Raw genomic sequence first — 20,492 nt, forward strand, 5'->3', positions numbered from 1 at the left:
AGTGAAACGACTTTGCGCCGATGATAGTGGACGGACGTCTGTGAAAGTAGGTCATCGTCAAGCTTTTATTCCGCAGAGCCCCACAGGTAACCCCTGTGGGGTTCTGTCTTTGCGGCGCCGGGCTGAGGATGCGCTTCGCAGGTTCCGCAAACCCCAATGAAAAACCCCTCGCAGGATGCCCCTGCGAGGGGTTTTGTTTTTCATGCCTGCAAGCCGTGACGCGTTCGCCGCCTAGGGTTGCGTATATTGCTGGCGGTCGATGCCATGGCGCTGCAGTTTGTCGTAGAAGGTCTTGCGCGGAATGCCCAGGGATTCCAGGGTGGCCTTGATATCGCCCTGATGGGTCTGGAGCGCTTCGCGGATCAGTTGGGCTTCTAAGCGTTCCATCCGTTCCGGCAGGCTTTCGGCGGCGCCCTCTGCTGCGATTGGAGTTGCGGGCGTATTCAGCACGCCCAGCACGACGCGTTCGGCGAAATGCGCGAGTTCACGCACGTTGCCGGGCCAGTCGTGTGTCAGGACATGCCGCCGGATGGATGCCGGCATTTCGGGAATGTCGCGTTGGAAGCGGCGCGAGGCATGGCCAAGGTAATGGGCAAACAGCAGAGGGATGTCCTCGCGGCGTTCGCGCAAGGGCGGAATCCGGATGGTGACGACATTGAGCCGGTAGAACAGGTCTTCGCGGAATTTGGTCCGTATGGCTGGGCTGCCGAGGTCTTCTTTGGTGGCAGCGACCACCCGCAGGTCCAGGTTGCGGACTTCGTTGCTGCCCAGAGGAGTGATCTGGCGTGACTCGAGCACGCGCAGGAGCTTGACCTGGACGGCCAGCGGCATGCTTTCGATTTCATCCAGGAACAGGGTGCCGCCGCTGGCATGCTCGATTCGGCCGATGCGTTTCTTCTGGGCGCCGGTGAATGCGCCAGGCTCATGGCCGAAGAGTTCGCTTTCGATCACGCTTTCGGGCAAGGCGCCGCAGTTGATCGCCACCAGCGCGCGGTGCCTGCGGCGGCTCAGGCGGTGCAGAGCGGTGGCCACGACTTCCTTGCCGGTGCCGGTTTCTCCTTCGACCAGGACGTCCACATCCGCGTCCGCGATATGGCGCAGCGTTTGCTTGATCCGCTGCATGGCGGGAGTGGTGCCGATGAAGGGGACCTCGTCTGCTTCGACGGCGAAGGCCGTTTCGCGCAGGCGGCGGTTTTCGAGCACCAGGTGGCGCTTTTCCGCAGCATGCACGATGGCGGTGATCAGCCTGTCGGCGGCATAGGGTTTGGTGAGGAAATCATAGGCGCCATCACGCATGCATTGCACGGCGGTCGCGATATCGCCATGCCCGGTGATGAGGATCACGGGGATGTCGGGATCGATGTCGCGCAGGCGCTGGAATAACTGCAGGCCGTCCATGTCGGGCATGCGGATATCGCTTACCACCACGCCGTCGAAGTCGCGGTTCAAGGCCGGCAACGCCGCGCGCGCGCTGGCATGGGCATCCACGGCAATGCCATGGAGCTTGAGCGTCTGGGCATTGGCGCGGAGCAGCTCCTCGTCGTCGTCGATGAACACGGCGCGGGGCGCAAAGGGCCGACGCAAGCTGTCGTCGATGGAGTTTGTCGCGTTGCTTGGATCAGGTGCGCGGGTCATGGTGGAGGCTCGTAGGGTTGTTCTGGTCGCGCGCCTTGCGCAATGTCAGGATGAACATCGCGCCGCTGCCCGGGGCATGCGGGGCGGGAAAGGCGGGATCCGAGAGGCCGGCTGCGATCAAGTCGCCGCCGAATTCGACGACGATGTCGCGGCAGATGACCAAGCCCAATCCCAAGCCTTCCGGCTTGGTCGTATGGAATGGGGTGAACAGGTGGGCACGGGCTGCGGGAGACAGCCCTGGGCCGTTGTCGCTGACGTAGATCTGCACCGTGGCCCCCAAATCTTGCAGCGCGACGACGATGCGGCCGTCCGGCAGACCTTCCAAGGCGTCCATGGCGTTCTGCAGCAGATTCACCAACACTTGTTCCAGCCGCACGCGATTGGCCAGCACCTGGTAGTTCAGGTCCTCGGGCGGCCGTTGCAGCACGATGCCCTGGCGTCGGGCGCGCGGTGCGACCAGCAGCAGCGCGCCTTCCAGGCAATCTTTCAGGCTGGTCGGTCCTACCGAGGCGCCGGCCTTGCGAGAAAAGGCGCGCAACTCCCCGGTTATGTGGCCGATCCTGTCAGTCAAGGCGGCGATGGTGCCCAGGTTTTCCTGAGCGGAGCCATTATCCTGGCGGCGCAGAAACTCGGCCGCATTGTCGGCATAGGCGCGTATCGCGGCCACGGGCTGATTGATCTCGTGGGCGACGCCGGCGGCGACCTGGCCCAGCAGGGCCAGCTTGCTGGCCTGTACCAGTTCTTCCTGCATGGTGTGCAGACGGGCGGCCGTGCGCTGGCGCTCGTCCATTTGATCGACCAGTTGTTCGTTCACCCTCAACAACTGAGATGTGCGTTCGTCCACCAGCGAGGCCAGCTGTTCATGGATGGCGGCCTGCTGCTCGGCGCGTCCGCGATTGCGATGACGGCGAAAGAGCACGAGGCCGGCAATGGCGGCGAGCGCGCTCTGCGCCAGCAATGCGCCCAGTTGCGCGTTGGCGGTGGCCTGGTTGATGGCCGCTTGTACCGGCGACAGCAGGTGCAGGGTCCAGCCGGGCGATTCGACGATGGGCAGGGTGGTGTGCAACAGCGGTGCGCCGGCGGGAATCTGCGGCAGGGTTGCGTCCGCGCGCACCAGTTGGCCACTGCTAACGGGTTGCAGCGGCGGCTTGAGCGGCAGCGGCTGGAACAGGGCGTCGCCGAACTGCAGGCTGGTGCGCAACGTCCGGGCCAGAGTGGGCGAGAGCGGCGCCAACACGTCGAAGCGCCAGTCGGAGATGCTGCCCAACAACACCACGCCGTGCTCGTCGGTGACGAAAATGGGCGCATTGGACTGACGCCAGTCGGCCTCCAGATCGCGGAAGTCCACTTTCAAAACCACCACCCCCAGCATGGCACCGTTGGCGTCGTCCACGCGCCGCGAAAGGTATAGCCCGGCCTCGTGGCTGATCGTGCCCAGGGCGAAATGCTCTGCCGAGCCACGCGCGATGGCGCCCTGGAAGTAGGGCCGGAACTGGTAATCCACCCCGACGAAGGTGGCGGGTTCGCGCCAATTGCTGGCTGCGATCGCCAGGCCTTTCTTGTCCAGTACATAGATCGCGGACGCGCCCACGCCGCGGCTGAGCGTGTCGAGTTTTTCGTCCAGGGATTCGATCTGCCCGCGCGAGCCTCCCAGCAAGGCGGCGCGCACGTCGACGTCGCGTGTCAGGACGAAGGGCAGTGCGCGGAATTTGTCCAGATTGTTGCGCAACAGAGCGGCGTTGATCTGCGCCGTGCCGCGCGCCTGAGCGGCCGCGTTTTTGAGGGCGCCTTCGCGCGCCCAGAGCGTGGCGGCATGCAGTACGCCGAAGACGATGGCGATGCCCAGCAGGATGGCAGCCGCGCGCCAGGGCCAGGACCAGGCGCGCGCTGGCGGAAAGCGGGCGGGGCGCTTGGCCTGGTCCGGAGCGGAACCAGTGCTGCGGGAGGAGGATCGGGCTGACATGAGATGTGCGGTTTTTCGCACATTTTATATCGCTTCTGTGTGAAATTCCGCCACGCCATCCTGAGGCAGCGCCTATTTAGGGGGAAAAATTCATTTCCAATCAATGGCTTGGAAGCTCGGGGCGAAGCAAACACTGCTGGCACGGGTCTTGCATAGGTATGTCCAAGCCCCGCGGCCTCCAGAGCGGGGTGAAATCGGCCCGCGATGACACGCGCAAGCCAGAAAATAGATAACGCCCCGCCGCCCGCGCTGAACCGCCCGGAGCAAGGGGCCTTGGTGGGGACAAATCCCAATGATCGACGTGGATCAAGTCGCGCCCGCGCGCAAGCTCAAGTTCTATCAAATTCTCTATGTGCAGGTGATTTTCGCCATCGTGGTGGGCGTGCTGCTGGGCGCGTTCAAGCCCGAACTCGGCCAGCAGATGCAGCCGCTCGGCGACGCCTTCATCAAGTTGGTCAAGATGATCATCGCGCCGGTCATCTTCCTGACCGTGGCCACCGGCATCGCTGCGATGAGCGACCTGAAGAAGGTCGGCCGCGTGGCGGGCAAGGCCATGCTGTACTTCCTGGTGTTCTCCACGCTTGCGCTGATCGTGGGCATGATCGTCAGCCATATCGTGCAGCCGGGCGCCGGCATGCACATTGACCCCAGGACCCTGGACGAGAAGGCGGTGTCGGGCTACGTGGCCAAGGCGCATGACTCGACCATCACGGGCTTTCTGATGAACGTGATCCCGACCACGATCTTCAGTCCGTTCGTCGGCGGCGATATCCTTCAGGTGCTGTTCGTGGCGGTGTTGTTCGGCATCGCGCTGGCCATGGTGGGCGAACGCGGCCAGCCGATATTGAACTTCATGACTGCGTTGGCCCAGCCGGTTTTCAAGCTGGTCGCGATCCTGATGAAGGCCGCTCCGGTCGGCGCCTTCGGCGCGATGGCCTTTACCATCGGCAAGTACGGCATCAAGTCCGTCATCAATCTGGCGATGCTGGTGGGGACCTTTTACGCGACCTCGGTGCTGTTCGTGGTCGTGGTGCTGGGCCTGGTCGCGCGCTACAACGGGTTCTCGATCCTGAAGCTGGTGCGCTATATCCGCGAAGAGCTGCTGCTGGTGCTGGGCACCAGCTCGTCCGAGGCGGCGCTGCCCACGCTGATGCAGAAGATGGAGCGGGCCGGGTGTTCGAAGTCGGTGGTTGGGCTGGTCGTGCCTACCGGCTACTCGTTCAATCTGGACGGCACCAATATCTATATGACGATGGCGGCCTTGTTCATTGCGCAGGCTTGCGACATTCCGCTGTCGCTGGGCGACCAGATCCTGCTGCTGCTGGTCGCGATGCTGAGTTCCAAGGGCGCGGCGGGCGTGACGGGGGCAGGCTTCATCACCCTGGCTGCGACGCTGTCGGTGGTGCCTTCCGTGCCGGTGGCCGGCATGGCGCTGATCCTGGGCGTGGACCGCTTCATGTCGGAGTGCCGCGCGCTGACCAACCTGGTCGGCAACGCGACCGCCACCGTGGTCGTGGCGCGTTGGGAAGGGGAACTGGATCAGGAGCAACTGCATGCCGCGCTTGAGGGTGAGCTCCAGCCTGCGCCTGTTCCAGCCTCGGTTCCGGCCCACGAGGCGCCGGGCAGAGCTGGCGCCCTGCCCATGGGCCAGCCAATGCAGCAGGGCTGAATCGGCGAAAAACCGACGTTGCCCGCGCACGCTGCTGCGTCTGCCGATGCGGGCAGCAGCCCCGAAGAGAGGGGGCGCCCGGCGATGAAGAAATCCCCCGGACCGCGAGGTTCCCGGGGGATTTTTTTCAGCCGGAGAGCGCGGTTTTCAGGGCACCTGAATACCCGCCGCGCGGAGCAGGTTCGCGGTTTCGAACAAGGGCAGGCCCATCACGCCGGTGTAGCTGCCGGCGATGTGCGAAATGAACGTGCCAGCCAAGCCCTGGATGCCATAGGCGCCGGCCTTGCCGTAGGGTTCGCCGCTGTCGCAGTAGCGGCCGATTTCCTCGTCCGTCAGGTCGCGCATGCGGACCTCGGTGATGGATACCGCTTCCAGCAACTGGTCTCCGGTCCAGACGGCGACGGCGGTGTGCACTTCATGCGCGGAGCCCGACAGGGCGCGCAGGATCCGCATGGCGTCGTCGCGGTCGGCCGGCTTGCCCAGGACCGTGCCCGCCAGGATGACCGTGGTGTCGGCAGCCAGCAAGGGCAGTTGCCGCAGGCTCTGGTCGCGCATCCAGTCGCGGCCGCGCAAGGCCTTGTCCCGCGCGGTGCGCTGGACGTAGTCGGCGGCGCTTTCGCCGGGATGCTGGGGTTCGTCCTCCCCGGGCGGGGCGGGCACGAGCAGGACTTCGTGCGCCAGGCCGATCTGGGCCAGCAGCTCGCGCCGCCGGGGACTGGCGGAGGCAAGGTAGAGGCGCGCGGGCGTTGCGGTGTCGGTCATGCGTGAGTGAAAAATATGCGCGCCGGCCCAGCGGTCACGCGCGGTGGTAGGGATGATTGGTCATGATGGCCCAGGCGCGGTAGAGCTGTTCGGCCAGCACCACGCGCACCATGGGGTGCGGCAGCGTCAGCGAGGACAGGCGCAACTGCCCGGCGCAGGAAGCCTTCAGGCCGGCATCCAGCCCGTCTGGGCCGCCGACCAGAAAGGCGACATCCTGGCCGCCGGCTCGCCATTGCTCCAGCTTTTGCGACAAAGCCATGGTGGTGAGGTCGCGTCCGCGCTCGTCCAGCGCCAGGCGCAGGGCGCTGGCGGGCAGGGCGGCTTCGATCCGCTTGGCTTCCGCGGCCATCATCTGGGCGGGCGTCTTGCCGGTGGTGCGGGGCTCTGGCTTGATTTCGCGCAGTTCCAGCGCGCAGTCGGCCGGCAGGCGCTTGGCGTAGTCGTCCCAGGCGGTTTGCACCCAGTCCGGCATCCGCGTGCCGACGGCCGCGACGATCAGCTTCACGGCGCGCTCAGTACTCGGCGTCGTGCACGCCGTCGTTGGCGACCGGCGCGGGGCGGGTGGACTCGGGCAGGAGCTTCACGCGCACCGGCTTGCCGCCCCAGATCTCTTCCAGGTTGTAGTACTGGCGGATGGCGGGTTGCATGATGTGCACGACCACGTCGCCCAGGTCGACCACGACCCATTCGCCGGTGTCCTCGCCTTCGATGGTGATGCCGGAGAGATCGAGCGCACGGCCGCGGTCCGCCACGCTGGAAGCGAGGGCGCGGGTCTGGCGGTTGGAGGTGGCGCTTGCAATCACGACGCGATCGAACAGGCTGGTCAGATGCGTGGTGTTGTAGACCTTGATGTCTTGCGCCTTGACGTCTTCGAGGGCGTCGATGACGGCGCGTTGGAGTTTTTGTATATCCATAGCTGCAAATATAACCCGCGCGTGGACAGCGGATGCTGGCCCCGTGGCGCTTTCAGCGCCTGGCGGGTGAGGGTTTATCGGTAAAGATGGTGCGTCGCAATATAGGCGGCGACCGGCGCCGCAAGCAGGCCTTCGGTGGATTCGCCCTGCGCCAGGCGCTGGCGGATCTGCGAGGCCGAAACCGCCATGGGAGCGAAAGGCAATTCCTGCAGTTCGCGTCCCTGGCCGCGCAGGTGTTCGGCCAGCGCCGGCGGCGCGCTTAGCGCGGTGCCCGGGCGGGTGGCGACGGCCAGGTCCACCAGGCTGGCGATGTCCTGCCATTCGCGCCAGGTGCAGAAATTGGCCAGTTGGTCGGCGCCCAGCAGCCAGACATAGCGCGCGTCCTGGGGCAGGGCGCGCAGCGTGTCCATGGTGTAGGTTGGGCCGCCGCGTTCGATTTCGATGGGATTGACGACCAGGCCCGCGTGGCCGGCAATAGCCAGCTGCAGCATGTCGCGGCGCTGGTCGGCCGTGGCGTGCAGTGCGGCACGCTGCCAGGGATTGGCGGCGGGGATGAGCTGCACCTCGGCCAGGCCTAGCGTCTGCAAGGCATTTTGCGCCAAGGCGATATGCGCGACGTGGACGGGGTCGAAACTGCCGCCTAGGAGACCGATGCGCTTCAAGCCCAGTCCCGCGGCTTCAGGTAGGCCGCCAATTCGGCCTCGGGTGTGCCGGCTTCGGGCTGCCAGTCGTAGCGCCACTGCGCCAGCGGCGGCATGGACAGGAGGATCGATTCCGTGCGTCCGCCGGACTGCAGGCCGAACAGCGTGCCGCGGTCGAAGACCAGGTTGAATTCGACGTAGCGGCCGCGACGGTAGGCCTGGAAATCGCGTTCGCGTTCGCCGTAGGCCTGGCCGCGGCGGCGCTCCACGATGGGCATGTAGGCCGGCAGGAAGGCGTCGCCCACGGAACGGGTCAGGGCGAACGAGGCGTCAAAGCCGGGTGCATTCAGGTCGTCGTAGAAGATGCCGCCGATGCCGCGTGTTTCATTGCGATGCTTGAGGAAGAAATACTCGTCGCACCAGCGCTTATAGCGCGGGTAGTAGTCGGCGCCATGGCCGGCCAGCGCATCGCGGCAGGTGGCGTGGAAATGGCGGGCGTCTTCCTCGTACGGATAGTAGGGCGTCAGGTCGATGCCGCCGCCGAACCAGAAGACGTCGGCCTCGTCGTGGCCAGGCCGGGCGGCCGCCAGAAACATGCGCACGTTCATGTGCGTGGTGGGCACGTGGGGATTGCGCGGGTGCAGCACCATGGACACGCCCATGGCTTCCCATGAACGGCCGGCCAGTTCGGGGCGGTGCGCGCTGGCCGACGGCGGCAGCTTGGTGCCCTGGACGTGGCTGAATAGCACGCCGGCGCGCTCGAACAGCGAGCCGCCTTCCAGCAGGCGCGACAGCCCGCCGCCGCCTTCGGGCCGCACCCATTCGTCGCTGCGGAAGGCCGTGCCTTCAGCGGCTTCCAGGGCGCCGACGATGCGGGCCTGCAAGCCGGTGAGGTAGTCCCGGACGGAGGAGACGGGCAAGGCGTTCATTGAGATTCCGGCTAGGCGTTGGGCTTGGACTTCTGTTGCGAGGGCTTGAGCGCGCGCCAGCCGATGTCGCTGCGGTACTGGCGGCCGTCGAAGTGGATGCCGTCGATCGCTTCGTAGACGCGGTCGCGGGCCATCTTGACGGAGTCGCCCAGCGCCGTGACGCACAACACGCGGCCGCCAGTGGTCTTCACTTCGTCACCATCGAGCTGGGTGGCGGCGTGGAACACCATGCAGTCCTCGGCGTCGGCGGGCAGGCCGCGGATGACGTCGCCGGTGCGCGGCGTGTTGGGGTAGTTATGCGCGGCCAGCACGGCGCCCAGCGCGGTGCGGCGGTCCCAGACGATGTCGGCCTGGTTGAGCGTGCCGTCGACGGCGTGCTCCAGGGCGTCCAGCAGGTCGCTCTTGACGCGCATCATGATGGGCTGGGTTTCCGGATCGCCCATGCGGCAATTGAATTCCAGGGTCTTGATCTCGCGGTCGGGATCGTCGCCCGGGGCGATCATCAGGCCGGCGTAGAGGAAGCCCGTGTACGGGATGCCGTCGCGCGTCATGCCCTGCACGGTCGGCAGGATGATTTCGCGCATGATGCGGTGATGCAGTTCCGGGGTGACGATGGGCGCGGGCGAATACGCGCCCATGCCGCCGGTGTTGGGGCCCTGGTCGCCGTCCTGCAGGCGCTTGTGGTCCTGGCTGGTGGCCAGGGCCAGCACGTTGCGGCCGTCGCACATGACGATGAAGCTGGCTTCCTCGCCCACCAGGCATTCCTCGATGACGACGCGCGCGCCGGCGGCGCCCATGGAGCCGTCGCCCAGCATGGCGTCCACGGCGGCATGCGCCTCTTCCAGCGTGGCGGCGACCACGACGCCCTTGCCCGCGGCCAGGCCGTCGGCCTTGATCACGATGGGGGCGCCTTCCTGGTCGATGTAGGCGTGAGCCAGGGCCGGATCGGTGAAGGTTTCGTAGCGGGCGGTCGGGATGTTGTGCCGGACCATGAAGGCCTTGGCGTAGTCCTTCGAGCTTTCCAGCTGCGCGGCGGCCTTGGTCGGGCCGAAGATCTTCAGGCCGCGGGCGCGGAACACGTCGACCACGCCGGCGGCGAGGGGGGCCTCGGGGCCGACCACGGTCAGGGCGACGCCTTCGCGCTGCACGAAATCAGCCAATTCCTCGGCACTGGTGAACGGAATGTTCTCGATCTGTTCGGCGCGCTGGGTGCCGCCGTTGCCCGGGGCGACGTAGACCTTGTGGACGCGCGGGGAGCGGGCCAAGCGCCAGGCGAGGGCGTGTTCACGGCCGCCAGAGCCAATTACCAGGAGTTTCATGTTGCGTGGTTCTTAAGGTTGCCAGTCGAGCGCCGCAAGGCGCCAGCCCGTGGAGTAGGCCAGGATCCGGGCGGACCCGGATCCGGTGACAGCGTGGCGCCGGGCAGGCAAGGCCCGCCCGGCGCCGGGGTAATGGGATTACTGCGCTTCGTCGAAAACGACGTTCGTATAGACTTCCTGCACGTCGTCCAGGCCTTCCAGGGCGTCGAGCAGTTTCTGCATCTTGATGGCGTCTTCGCCGGCGAGTTCGGTCTCGTTCAGGGCCTTCATGACGATGCCGTCCACTTCGGCCTTCAGGCCGGCGGCGTCGAAAGCGCTGCGCACGGCGGCGTAGTCGGCCGGCGCGCAGACCACTTCGATCACGCCTTCTTCGTCGGTCGTCACGTCTTCGGCGCCGGCCTCGAGGGCGGCTTCCATGACCTTGTCTTCCGAGGTGCCGGGTGCGAACACGAACTGGCCGCAGTGCTTGAACATGAAGGCGACTGAGCCTTCCTGGCCCAGGTTGCCGCCGTTCTTGGCGAAGGCGTGGCGCACTTCGGCCACGGTGCGGGTGCGGTTGTCGGTCATGCAGTCGACGATCACGGCCGCGCCGCCGATGCCGTAGCCCTCGTAACGGACTTCCTCGTAGGCTTCGCCGTCGGCGCCACCCGCGCCGCGCTGGATGGCGCGCTGGATGTTGTCCTTGGGCATGTTGGCGTCGGTGGCCTTGTCCCAGGCCATGCGCAGGCGCGGGTTGCTGTCCGGGTCCGGGCCGCCGGCACGCGCCGCCACGGTGATTTCACGAATGATCTTGGTCCAGAGCTTTCCGCGCTTGGCGTCTTGGCGCCCTTTGCGGTGCTGAATATTGGCCCATTTGCTGTGTCCGGCCATGGCTTCCCAGGGTAAATTGTCTGCAAAGAGGGCATTTTACCGTGCCGGCGTCCGGCGCGCCCGGGGGCGGACCGCATGTGTCCATATTGCCACGCGCACAAGCGGCGCGGCAGGCTCTACACTTGGGCATCCATCTGATTCCCTGGTCCGGAGAGCTGCACATGCCCAACCCCATCGTCATCGCCAAGAATGCCCAGACCGAATTGGCGCTGCTGCCTGCCCTGGCCAATCGCCACGGTTGCATCACAGGGGCCACGGGTACCGGCAAGACCGTCACCCTGCAGGTCCTGGCGGAATCCTTTTCCCGTATCGGCACACCGGTATTCATGGCCGACGTCAAGGGCGACCTGACCGGTATTTCCCAGGCTGGCGCGGGCACGCCCAAGCTGCTGGAGCGCCTGAAGAACCTGGGCCTGAGCGAACCGGCCTGGGCGGCCAGCCCGGTCACGCTGTGGGATGTATTTGGCGAGCAGGGGCTGCCGGTGCGGGCCACCGTGTCGGACATGGGGCCGCTGCTGCTGTCCCGCATCCTGGAATTGAACGACACGCAGGAAGGCGTGCTGACGCTGGTCTTCAAGGTCGCCGATGACGAAGGCCAGCTGCTGCTGGACCTGAAGGACCTGCGCGCCATGCTGCAGAACGTCGCCGATCGCGCCTCGGAACTGAAAACGCGATACGGCAATGTGTCTTCCGCCAGCATAGGCGCCATCCAGCGCGGGCTGCTGGCCCTGGAATCGCAGGGTGCGGAGAAATTCTTCGGCGAGCCCATGCTGGACGTGGCCGACCTGATGCGCACGGACGCGCAAGGCCGCGGCATGGTCAACGTGCTGGCCGCCGACAAGCTGATGCAGGCGCCGCGCCTGTATGCCATCTTCCTGCTGTGGCTGCTGGCGGACCTGTACGAGAAGCTGCCCGAAGTGGGCGACATGGACCAGCCCAAGCTGGTGTTTTTCTTCGACGAAGCCCACCTGCTGTTCAACGACGCGCCTGGCGCGCTGCTGAACAAGATCGAACAGGTGGTGCGCCTGGTCCGTTCCAAGGGCGTGGGCGTCTATTTCGTGACCCAGAATCCGCTGGACATTCCCGATACCGTGCTGGGGCAATTGGGCAATCGTGTCCAACATGCCTTGCGGGCGTTCACGCCGCGCGACCAGAAAGCCGTGAAGACGGCCGCCCAGACGATGCGCCCCAATCCGGGGTTGGACATCGAGGCGGCCATCACCGAGTTGGGCGTGGGCGAGGCGCTGGTGTCGCTGCTGGACCCGAAGGGGCGGCCGATGCCGACCGAGCGCGCTTACATCGTGCCGCCGGCAAGCCGGATCGGCCCGGCGACCGACGCCGAGCGGCAAGCGCTGCGCCAGGGCAGTCCGCTGGCATCCAAGTATGAAACGGCCATCGACCGGGAGTCCGCCTATGAAGTGCTGGCCGGGCGCGCGGCCAAGCCGGCGGATCAGGCCGGCGCGGCGAAGAACGGTTCCGCGCAGCCGGAAGCCAAGGGCGCCGCGGAAGAGTCGGGCGGCGGCCTCATGGACAGCCTGAACGACGTCCTGTTCGGCTCGACCGGCCCGCGCGGCGGCAAGCGCGATGGCGTCGTGCAGACCATGGCCAAAAGCACGGTCCGGTCGATTGCGCGCGAGCTGACCCGCGGCATATTGGGTTCTTTGCTGGGCTCGAAAGGCCGGCGTTGATACCCTGATCCGGTGCGTTTGCCGGAAACGGCTCGCGTGCCTGATCCAGGGCCGTACCGAGTAATATTTTCGTGTAATGATAAGGAGGCTGCGCGTGGCCCTTGAGACCTATGGCCGCGCGCGAAGCATCCAAGGAAAACAAAGGAAGACGTGGTGGCAAAGAAACACAAGATTGCGGTGATCCCTGGAGACGGCATCGGCAAGGAAGTCGTGCCCGAGGGCTTGAAGGTGCTGGACGCGGTCGCAACGCGATTCGGCATCGATTTTCAGTGGGACCATTTCGACTGGAGCTGCGACTACTACGCCAAGCACGGCAAGATGATGCCGGACGACTGGCAGGCGCAGATCGGCCAGCACGAAGCGATTTTCTTCGGTTCCATCGGCTGGCCCGCCACGGTGCCTGACCACGAAGCACTGTGGGGTTCGCTGTTCAAGTTCCGCCGCGAATTCGACCAATACATCAACCTGCGTCCCGTGCGCCTGATGCCCGGCGTGCCTTCGCCGCTGAAGGATCGCCAGCCGGGCGAGATCGACTTCTTCATCGTGCGCGAGAACACGGAAGGCGAATACTCGAACAGCGGCGGCCGCCTGTTCGCGGGCACCGAGCGCGAAGTGGTCATCCAGGAAAGCGTATTCACGCGCATCGGCGCCGACCGCGTGCTCAAGTTCGCCTTCGAACTGGCGCAGAAGCGCGGCAAGCATCTCACTGCGGCAACCAAGTCCAACGGCATTTCCATTTCGATGCCCTGGTGGGACGAGCGCGTGGCGGAGATGGCCGAGAAGTACCCGGACGTGCGTTGGGACAAGTACCACATCGACATCCTGTGCGCGCATTTCGTGCAGCATCCGGACTGGTTCGACGTGGTGGTGGCTTCCAACCTGTTTGGCGACATCCTGTCCGACCTGGGCCCGGCCTGCACGGGTACCATCGGCATCGCGCCTTCGGCCAACCTGAACCCGGAACGCAAGTTCCCGTCCTTGTTCGAGCCGGTGCATGGTTCGGCGCCGGACATCTACGGCAAGGGCATCGCCAATCCGATTGGACAGATCTGGAGCGGCGCGCTGATGCTGGATTTCCTGGGTTATCCAGACGCTTCGGCGGCAGTGGTCAAGGCTATCGAAACCGTCCTGGCGGAAGGTCCCCGCACCCGTGACATGAAGGGCAACGCCTCCACCGCCGACGTCGGCAGCGCGATTGCCGCGCTGGTCGTCGCGGGCTGAGACAGGCTGTCGACCGGGCTCCAGGCTAGTCAATGGACGAATCTGGCTTTTCCCCCACCGTTGCCCATGTGGGCGGCGGACGGGCCGACCGTTTCGTGCGCAAGCTGTTCCGCGTGCTGCGATCGCGCACGCAGAGGCACAACCAGCATTTGTGGCCCTTTGTCCGGATCTGGAGGGATAGATCCGGCGCGATCGGCGGCTTTCGCGCCTTTGGCCGGTCGCAGCCGGTCACGCCGCTTGCCCAGGGATACGATCGTGCCGACGAGGAAGTGCATCTGATCCTGAGCGGCCCGTCGGTCACCCAGATTCCCTACGACCGGCTCGACATCCGGGCGGCGATGGGTGTGAACGGCGCCATCGTGCTGGCGCGCAAGTTCGACCTGCCGTTCAAGTACTACTGCATCATCGACCAGAACTTCGTCCGCGAACGTATAGACCTGGTGCGCGAGATCGTGTCGCGCGACCTGACCCTGTACGTCTTGCCCGAGGTCCTGCGCTACATCATGCAGGGGCTGCCGCAGGATGCGATTCGCTGCCGCATTTGCGTCATCGAAATGATCTCCGAACGGGCCTACCAGCGTATTTCCGCGCCGGCCGTGCTCCAGCGCATGGCGGCGGCCTCGCCCGACGTGCAGTTGCTGGACGCGAAGCGCGGCATGGGATTCAGTTTCAACGTGGAGTTGGGCGTGTTCGATGCCGATACCGTGGCCTATGCCGCCTTGCAGGTGCTGGTATCCAGTGGAGCCCGCAAGGTCTATGCGCACGGGCTGGACCTGACGTTGCAAAATGGCTTGCGCTTCTATGACGAAGGACAGAAGCCCCAGGCCAGCAGGCTGGCGCGCAAGTTCTCGCATCTGATCGAACCGTCGTTCCGCTTTGCCGCCGCGCATTGGCGCGCCCGCGGTATCTCGGTGTTCAACCTGTCGCCCGTCAGCGCCTTGCCGGCCGACATCATCGAACGCGCCGACTGGCAGGTCTTGCTGAAGGAATAGGTTTCTTGCGGCCTGATCCCGGACGCAACGGTCCGGGATCAGGTCCGCCGCGCATCAGTGCGCGCCGGCCGCCGCTTCAGCGGCACCGCCGCCGCCAGCCTTGGCCGAACGTGGACGGGCGAACCAGACCAGGCCGGTCAGGGCCAGGAAGATGATGGCGGAGGCGTAGAACACGTCCACCGCCGACATGGTGAAGGCTTGCGTATTGATCAGCCCGTCCACCATGGTCAGCGCTTGTTGATGCGACATCCCCAGCCCGTTCTGCAGCGCCGCCATGGTCTGGTCGAACGCCTGCTGGCCGGGCTTGGCGACTTCGGTCAGTTGCGAGTGATGCATGGTCGCGCGGTTTTCCCACAGCGTGGTGGCGATGGACGTGCCGAACGCGCCCGCCGTCAAGCGCAGGAAGTTCGACAGGCCCGAGGCCGCGGGAATGCGCCACGGCTCGATGCCGGACAGCGTGATCGAGGTGAGCGGCACGAAGAACGTCGCCATGGCCGCGCCCTGGATGATGGTCGGCACCATCAGCGTGCGGACATCGGTTTGCGTGTTGAATCCCGAACGCATGAAGCACACCAGCGCGAAGATCAGGAACGCCACTGTCGCGATCTGCCGCGGGTCGCGCGTGGCCAGCATCTTGCCGACAATGGGCGTCAGCAAGATCGCCAGCAGGCCCACCGGTGCGGTCACCAGTCCCGCGTAGGTCGCGGTATAGCCCATATTGCTCTGCAGCCATAGCGGCAGCAGCACCACGTTGCCGAAGAAGACGCCGTAGGCCACCGCCAGCGTCAGCGCGCCGACCGTGAAGTTGCGGATCTTGAATAGGCGCAGGTCTACCACGGGGTGCGCGTCGGTCAGTTCCCAGATCAGGAAAAAGACGAAGGCGACGAAGGCGGTCGCGGCCAGCGCAATGATGGTGCCGCTGGCGAACCAGTCCAGCTCCTTGCCCTTGTCCAGCATGATCTGCAGCGCGCCCACCCACAGCACCAGCAGTGCCAGGCCGACCTTGTCGATCGGCAGCTTGCGCGTGACGGACTCCCGGTTGCCATAGATGCGCCAACTGATCCAGGCGGCCAGCAGGCCCACCGGCACGTTGATGTAGAAGATCCAGGGCCAGGTGTAGTTGTCGGAGATCCAGCCGCCCAGCAAAGGCCCGGCGACGGGCGCGACCAGCGTGGTCATGGACCAGACCGCCAGCGCCATGCCCGCCTTGGACTTGGGGAAGCTCGCCAGCATCAGCGCTTGCGACAGCGGGATCATGGGGCCAGCGACCGCGCCTTGCAGCACGCGGAATGCGATCAGCGCCTCCAGCGAAGGCGCAAAGCCGCACAGCCATGACGCCAGCACGAACAGCAGCGTGGAAACCAGGAACAGCCGCACCTGCCCGAAGCGTTGAGTGAGCCAGCCCGTGAGCGGCACCGTGATCGCGTTGGCCACGGCGAAGGAAGTGATGACCCAGGTGCCCTGGCTGGTGCTGACGCCCAGGTCGCCCGAGATGGTGGGAATGGACACGTTCGCGATCGAGGTGTCCAGCACGTTCATGAACACCGCCGTGGACAGCGCGATGGACCCGATGATGCGGGTCGCGCCTTCCAGTGGCGGGTAACCGCCAGGCGGGGGCGCCGGCGGGGCGGCGGGCTGCTTGGCTGCGCTCATGATGCGAGGTTGGCCTCGATGATCTTGCTGATCATGGTGTCGACTTCATCGTGGGCCGGCTCGAAGGCGCGCGTCGACCAGACCGGCTCCTTGCGTTCGGCCTGCGTCAGCGGTTCGCCTTCCTGCTTGCCCACGTCCACTTCCACGTCCATGGACAGGCCCACGCGCAGCGGGTGCTTCTTCAGGTCTTCGGGATCCAGCGCGATGCGCACCGGCACGCGCTGCACCACCTTGATCCAGTTGCCGGTGGCGTTCTGGGCGGGCAGCAGGGCGAAGGCGCTGCCCGTGCCGGCGTCCAGCCCGGCGATGGTGCCGTGGTAGATGACCGAACTGCCGTACAGGTCGGCAACCATCTTGGCGGGCTGACCGATGCGCATCTTGCGCAGTTGGCCTTCTTTGAAGTTGGCTTCGATCCAGACCTGGTCCAGCGGCACGACCGTCATCAGGGCGGAGCCGGGCGCGACGCGCTGGCCGACCTGCACGCTGCGCCGGGCGACCACGCCGCCCACCGGGGCGGGCAGCACGGTGCGCGATTGCGCCAGCCAGGCGTTGCGCAGGCCGGCCGCGGCCTGCTGCACGTCGGGGTGGCCGGCGATCGTGGTGCCCTGGGTCAGCGCCTGGTTGGTGGCCAGCTTGGCGCGCGAGGCGGCCAGCGCGGCGCGGGCCTGGGCCAGACCGGATTGAGCGGACTTCAGCGCGGCTTCGGCGTGCAGAATCTCTTCGCCGCTGACGCCGCCGGACTTGGCCAGCTGCTGGCGGCGGTTGACGTCGCTTTGCGCGCGGGTCAATTCGGCCTGTGCGCGCAGGATGTCGGCGTTGCGCAGGTCGACGTCGGCGGCCAGGGCGTCGTTCTGGACATAGATGGTGCGCACCTGGCGCACGGTTTGCGCGAGCTTGGCCTGGGCCTGCTGCAAGGCCACGTCGGTGTCAGCCGGATCCAGGCGCACCAGCGGCTGGCCGGCGGCGACGGTTTCCGTGTCGTCGGCCTCGATGGCCACGACCGTGCCGGGTACCTGGGGCGTGATCTGCACCAGGTTGCCGTGCACGTAGGCGTCGTCAGTGCTTTCGAAGTGGGCGCCGAACAGCGCCCACCAGATGCCGTAGGCGATCGCGATGAGGATGAAGGCCCCGGTGGCCAGCAGCAGCAGGCGTTTGCGGGCGGGGTTGGCGGCGGGAGTGGCTGCGGTCATGACGTCTGAGTCCGGGGAGCGTTCAATGGGTGGGGTTCGTGGCGGGGGCCGGCTCGGTCGCGGGGGCGTAGCCGCCGCCCAGCGCGTTGGCGAGGCTGGCGTCCAGTTGATAGGCGCGGATGCGCAGATCGGTGTCCAGCCGCGCCTGGGTCAGCACGCCGGTCTGCGCGATGAGCACGGAGATGTAGTTGCCCATGCCGGCCCGGTAGCGCTTGACCGCCAGGTCATAGGCGGCGTCGATGGCTTCGCGGGCCTGGCGCTGCTGGGCTTTTTCCTGGTCCAGCAGGCGCAGTCCGTCGAGCGCGTCGGCCACCTGGTGCACGGCGTCCAGCACGGTCTGGTTGTAGTCCGATACCGCGAGGTCGGCGTCGGCGCGGCGACCCGCCAGGTTCGCGTTCAGTTCGCCGCCGTGGAAGATCGGCAGCGTGACGGCAGGGCCGAAGCCGGCCATGCGGGCATCCGCGCCCAGCAGATTGCCGGTGCCCATGGCCTGGAAGCCGACGAATGCCGCCAGGTTCACGTTGGGGTAGAACTCGGCGCGGGCGCTGTCGATGGCGTGGCGGGCGGCCTCGGCGCGCCATTTTGCGGCGGTGACGTCGGGGCGGTGGCCCAGCAGGTCCAGCGGCACGCTGGCGGGTACGCCGCCGGCGGGGGCGGTCAGCGCCACCGGCTGCAAGGATTGTCCGCGTTGCGGACCGGCGCCGGCCAGGGCCGCCACCTGATTGCGCAACTGCGCCAGCGTGGTGTCGGTCTGGGTCAGTTCGACCTTGCCGGCGGCCAGCGACGATTCCGCCTGCTTGACCTCCACCTGGGTGTCGAGTCCGGCCGTGTAGCGGCCCTGGGTCAGCGACAGCACCTCGGCACGCTGAGCCAGCACGCGGTTGAGCACCTCGCGCTGGGCAAAGGCGTTTTGCAGGTTCAGGTAGGCGCGGACCATGGCGCCGGCCAGCAGATTGCGCGCCGCCTGGGCGTCGGCCGCGGCGGCGGCCTGCTGCGACACGGCCGCCTGCAGGCGCGAGCGGTTCTTGCCCCAGAAGTCCAGTTCATAGCTGAAGTCCAGGGCCAGCCGGTTGTCGCTGACGACCGAACCGCCCAAGGGCGCGGGATAGATGTAATCCTTCGACAGGTGTTCGCGGGTCAGCGTGTAGTTGGCGTCCACCCGGGGCAGCAGCGGCGCGCGTGCGATGCCGACGGCGGCGTTGGCCTTGGCCAGGCGGGCCTGCGCGGCGCTCATCGAAGGGTTATTGGCCAATCCCTCGTCCAGCAAGGCATTGAGCTGCGGGTCGCCGTAGCGCTGCCACCATTGGGTGTCAGGCCAGGCGGTGTCCTGGCTGGTCAGTCCAAGCTTGGCTCCGTCCAGCGTGGCCACGGGCTCGGAGCCGGATTCCATCAATGCGCAACCGCTCAGGGCCAGCACCAATACGGTAGTGAGAAGGCGTTTCATCCTGACTGTTTGCTGAAAGTAGTTGATTAATCTGTATTTGCCTAGGCAATTATTGTGCCAAATAAAACCCCGGGGACCGGGGCATGCCGGAGCCGTTGTCAGCGCTCCGGAGGCGCTGAAGAGGCGGAGCCGTTGGCGATCATGCGGCGCAGGAAATGCTTCAGCTGCGCGACTTCGTCGATGGAGAATCCGCGCAGATGGTGATTCAGTACCCGCGCGATATTGGGAGGAATCTCGCGCGCCTTGGCTTCGCCGATCTCGGTAAGTTCGATCTTGACGACGCGGCGGTCTTCCTGACAGCGGTTGCGGCGCAGCAGGCCCTTGGCTTCCAGGCGGTCCAGCGCACGGGTCATGGCGCCGGTGTCCATGCCGGTGAGCCGTGCCAGCTCCGCGGGCGTGTCGGCGCGTCCCTGGAAAACCAGCAAAATGGGGCGCCATTGCATGGCGGTGAGTTCCAGCGGAGCCATTTCCTGATCCAGCATCCGGTTCAACGAATTGGAGACCAGTTTGATCAGGAAACCGGCGTTGTCTTCCATCACGCAGCGGGCGTCGCCGCGGTAATGGACAGGTGTATCGGACGAAGAGAGGGGAGGCGCGGCAGTCATATGCGCCGAATTTTACTGCCTAGTCAGTTATTGTCAAGGCTGCATCTTTGCCGTCGTGTCGGGCTGCGCGGATGCCGGCGCCTGCTTGCGCAGGCCCGACCAGACGATGGCGGCCACGATCAAGGCGGCGCCGGCCATCATGCGGGGCGTGGGCTCCTGGCTGAACAGGATCCAGGCGAAGCCGATGGCGTATACGGGTTCCAGCGCGATGACCAGCCCGGCGCTGCGCGCGTTGAGCCGCGTCAGGCTGGACACGAACAGGTAGTGGGACAAGCCGGTGCAGAAGATGCCCAGCAGCGCCAGCCAGAACCAGTCCAAGGCAGGCAGCGCCGGCAGTTGGGACACGGCGAACGGCAGCATCACCAGCGCCACCACCAGGTTTTGCCAGCACGCTACCTGCATCGGGTCCATGCCCGAGGCTGAACGGCGGTTGCTCAAGGCCAGTAGCGCGAAGCTCAGCCCCGACAACAGGCCCCAGGCCAGGCCGATGGTGCCCTGGTCGGCCAGGTCGAACGACGGGGTGACCAGCACCAGGCCGGCGGTGACCAGGCCCAGCAGCAGCCATTCGGTCGGGCGGATGCGCTCACGGAACAGCAGCCCCTCGAACAAGGTGATGAACGCAGGGAAGCTGGCGAAGCCCAGCGTGGCGATGGCGATGCCGCCCACCTTCACGGCAATGAAGAACGTGACCCAGTGTCCCGCCAGCAGGGTGCCCGACACCACCAGCACGAACAGCTGCGCCGGCGTCAGGGCGCCCAGCAGCGGCTTGCGGCGCATGCGGGCGAACAGCCCCAGCGCGAGCACCGCGAAGACCGCCCGGCCCAGCGTGATCACGGCGGCGCTGGCCTGGATCAGTTCGCCGAACACGCCGGTCAGGCCGAATAGCACGGCGGCAACATGGATGTAGGTGAGAGCGCGGTGTCGGGTCATGCGTGAGAAAAATGTGGCCGGGAAAGCGTGGGCAAAGGCGTGCGGTGTTTTTGCACTGAACATAAAA

18 protein-coding genes are annotated in these 20,492 nt (G+C 66.2%); 4 read left to right on the forward strand and 14 right to left on the reverse strand.

All coding sequences use genetic code 11. From position 1 onward, the window contains the following. Window positions 1-231: 231 nt before the first annotated feature. Window positions 232-1,635 carry a sigma-54-dependent transcriptional regulator gene (locus AC3WOB_RS26880; protein ID WP_492276717.1) on the reverse strand — a complete coding sequence of 468 codons (1,404 nt, stop codon included), beginning with the start codon at window positions 1,633-1,635 and terminating at the stop codon, window positions 232-234. Further along, a complete protein-coding gene (locus tag AC3WOB_RS26885; protein ID WP_492276718.1) occupies window positions 1,619-3,598 on the reverse strand; it encodes a sensor histidine kinase in 1,980 nt (659 codons plus the stop codon). The genes AC3WOB_RS26880 and AC3WOB_RS26885 overlap by 17 nt, the downstream gene beginning before the upstream one ends. 292 nt (window positions 3,599-3,890) lie before the next feature. On the opposite strand from AC3WOB_RS26885, the gene AC3WOB_RS26890 reads away from it, so the two are divergent. Next, window positions 3,891-5,267, forward strand: a complete 1,377-nt coding sequence (locus AC3WOB_RS26890) for a dicarboxylate/amino acid:cation symporter (protein WP_013392758.1) — start codon at window positions 3,891-3,893, stop codon at window positions 5,265-5,267. 147 nt (window positions 5,268-5,414) lie between these two features. Here the strand turns inward: AC3WOB_RS26890 and AC3WOB_RS26895 are convergent, their stop codons facing one another. From AC3WOB_RS26895 to AC3WOB_RS26925, 7 genes are all read right to left on the reverse strand, one after another. Next, complete coding sequence (locus AC3WOB_RS26895; protein ID WP_013392759.1) at window positions 5,415-6,029, reverse strand: Maf family protein; 615 nt, start codon at window positions 6,027-6,029, stop codon at window positions 5,415-5,417. Window positions 6,030-6,063: 34 nt separating this feature from the next. Beyond that, window positions 6,064-6,534, reverse strand: a complete 471-nt coding sequence (rlmH, locus tag AC3WOB_RS26900; RefSeq protein ID WP_013392760.1) for a 23S rRNA (pseudouridine(1915)-N(3))-methyltransferase RlmH — start codon at window positions 6,532-6,534, stop codon at window positions 6,064-6,066. 7 nt (window positions 6,535-6,541) lie between these two features. Further along, window positions 6,542-6,943, reverse strand: a complete 402-nt coding sequence (rsfS, locus tag AC3WOB_RS26905) for a ribosome silencing factor (protein ID WP_492276719.1) — start codon at window positions 6,941-6,943, stop codon at window positions 6,542-6,544. A gap of 74 nt (window positions 6,944-7,017) precedes the next feature. Beyond that, window positions 7,018-7,605, reverse strand: coding sequence for a nicotinate (nicotinamide) nucleotide adenylyltransferase (gene nadD, locus AC3WOB_RS26910; protein ID WP_013392762.1), 588 nt, complete (start codon window positions 7,603-7,605; stop codon window positions 7,018-7,020). After that, entirely contained in the window at window positions 7,602-8,513 is a 912-nt protein-coding gene (hemF, locus tag AC3WOB_RS26915) for an oxygen-dependent coproporphyrinogen oxidase (RefSeq protein WP_492276720.1), read from the reverse strand. Before hemF ends, nadD begins: the two co-directional genes overlap by 4 nt. 11 nt (window positions 8,514-8,524) lie before the next feature. Beyond that, window positions 8,525-9,832: a phosphoribosylamine--glycine ligase gene (gene purD, locus AC3WOB_RS26920; protein WP_013392764.1), complete on the reverse strand. Its 1,308-nt coding sequence runs from the start codon at window positions 9,830-9,832 to the stop codon at window positions 8,525-8,527. A 138-nt stretch (window positions 9,833-9,970) separates the two neighbouring features. Beyond that, window positions 9,971-10,702: a YebC/PmpR family DNA-binding transcriptional regulator gene (locus tag AC3WOB_RS26925; protein ID WP_013392765.1), complete on the reverse strand. Its 732-nt coding sequence runs from the start codon at window positions 10,700-10,702 to the stop codon at window positions 9,971-9,973. A 161-nt stretch (window positions 10,703-10,863) separates the two neighbouring features. On the opposite strand from AC3WOB_RS26925, the gene AC3WOB_RS26930 reads away from it, so the two are divergent. The 3 genes from AC3WOB_RS26930 to AC3WOB_RS26940 all read left to right on the forward strand — a co-directional run bounded on the left by AC3WOB_RS26930 (window position 10,864) and on the right by AC3WOB_RS26940 (window position 14,603). Continuing rightward, on the forward strand, window positions 10,864-12,390 hold the full coding sequence (locus tag AC3WOB_RS26930) for a helicase HerA-like C-terminal domain-containing protein (protein ID WP_492276721.1): 1,527 nt from the start codon (window positions 10,864-10,866) through the stop codon (window positions 12,388-12,390). Window positions 12,391-12,543: 153 nt separating this feature from the next. Then, window positions 12,544-13,611 (forward strand): tartrate dehydrogenase, encoded by a 1,068-nt coding sequence (locus tag AC3WOB_RS26935; RefSeq protein ID WP_492276722.1) that lies wholly within the window; start codon window positions 12,544-12,546, stop codon window positions 13,609-13,611. A gap of 32 nt (window positions 13,612-13,643) precedes the next feature. After that, window positions 13,644-14,603 carry a WaaZ-like lipopolysaccharide core biosynthesis protein gene (locus AC3WOB_RS26940; RefSeq protein ID WP_492276723.1) on the forward strand — a complete coding sequence of 320 codons (960 nt, stop codon included), beginning with the start codon at window positions 13,644-13,646 and terminating at the stop codon, window positions 14,601-14,603. Between the two features lie 54 nt (window positions 14,604-14,657). Here the strand turns inward: AC3WOB_RS26940 and AC3WOB_RS26945 are convergent, their stop codons facing one another. From AC3WOB_RS26945 to AC3WOB_RS26965, 5 genes are all read right to left on the reverse strand, one after another. Continuing rightward, window positions 14,658-16,256 (reverse strand): DHA2 family efflux MFS transporter permease subunit, encoded by a 1,599-nt coding sequence (locus tag AC3WOB_RS26945; protein ID WP_454668007.1) that lies wholly within the window; start codon window positions 16,254-16,256, stop codon window positions 14,658-14,660. Further along, window positions 16,253-17,446 carry an HlyD family secretion protein gene (locus AC3WOB_RS26950; RefSeq protein ID WP_492276724.1) on the reverse strand — a complete coding sequence of 398 codons (1,194 nt, stop codon included), beginning with the start codon at window positions 17,444-17,446 and terminating at the stop codon, window positions 16,253-16,255. Before AC3WOB_RS26950 ends, AC3WOB_RS26945 begins: the two co-directional genes overlap by 4 nt. 22 nt (window positions 17,447-17,468) lie before the next feature. Then, window positions 17,469-18,890: an efflux transporter outer membrane subunit gene (locus AC3WOB_RS26955; RefSeq protein ID WP_492276725.1), complete on the reverse strand. Its 1,422-nt coding sequence runs from the start codon at window positions 18,888-18,890 to the stop codon at window positions 17,469-17,471. Between the two features lie 98 nt (window positions 18,891-18,988). Continuing rightward, the gene (locus AC3WOB_RS26960) at window positions 18,989-19,495 is read right to left on the reverse strand and encodes a MarR family winged helix-turn-helix transcriptional regulator (protein ID WP_492276726.1); all 507 of its coding nucleotides are present in this window, start codon (window positions 19,493-19,495) and stop codon (window positions 18,989-18,991) included. Between the two features lie 33 nt (window positions 19,496-19,528). After that, a complete protein-coding gene (locus AC3WOB_RS26965) occupies window positions 19,529-20,425 on the reverse strand; it encodes a DMT family transporter (RefSeq protein ID WP_492276727.1) in 897 nt (298 codons plus the stop codon). Window positions 20,426-20,492: the final 67 nt, after the last annotated feature.

The organism is Achromobacter sp. FW305-C-30-7 (assembly GCF_058783105.1).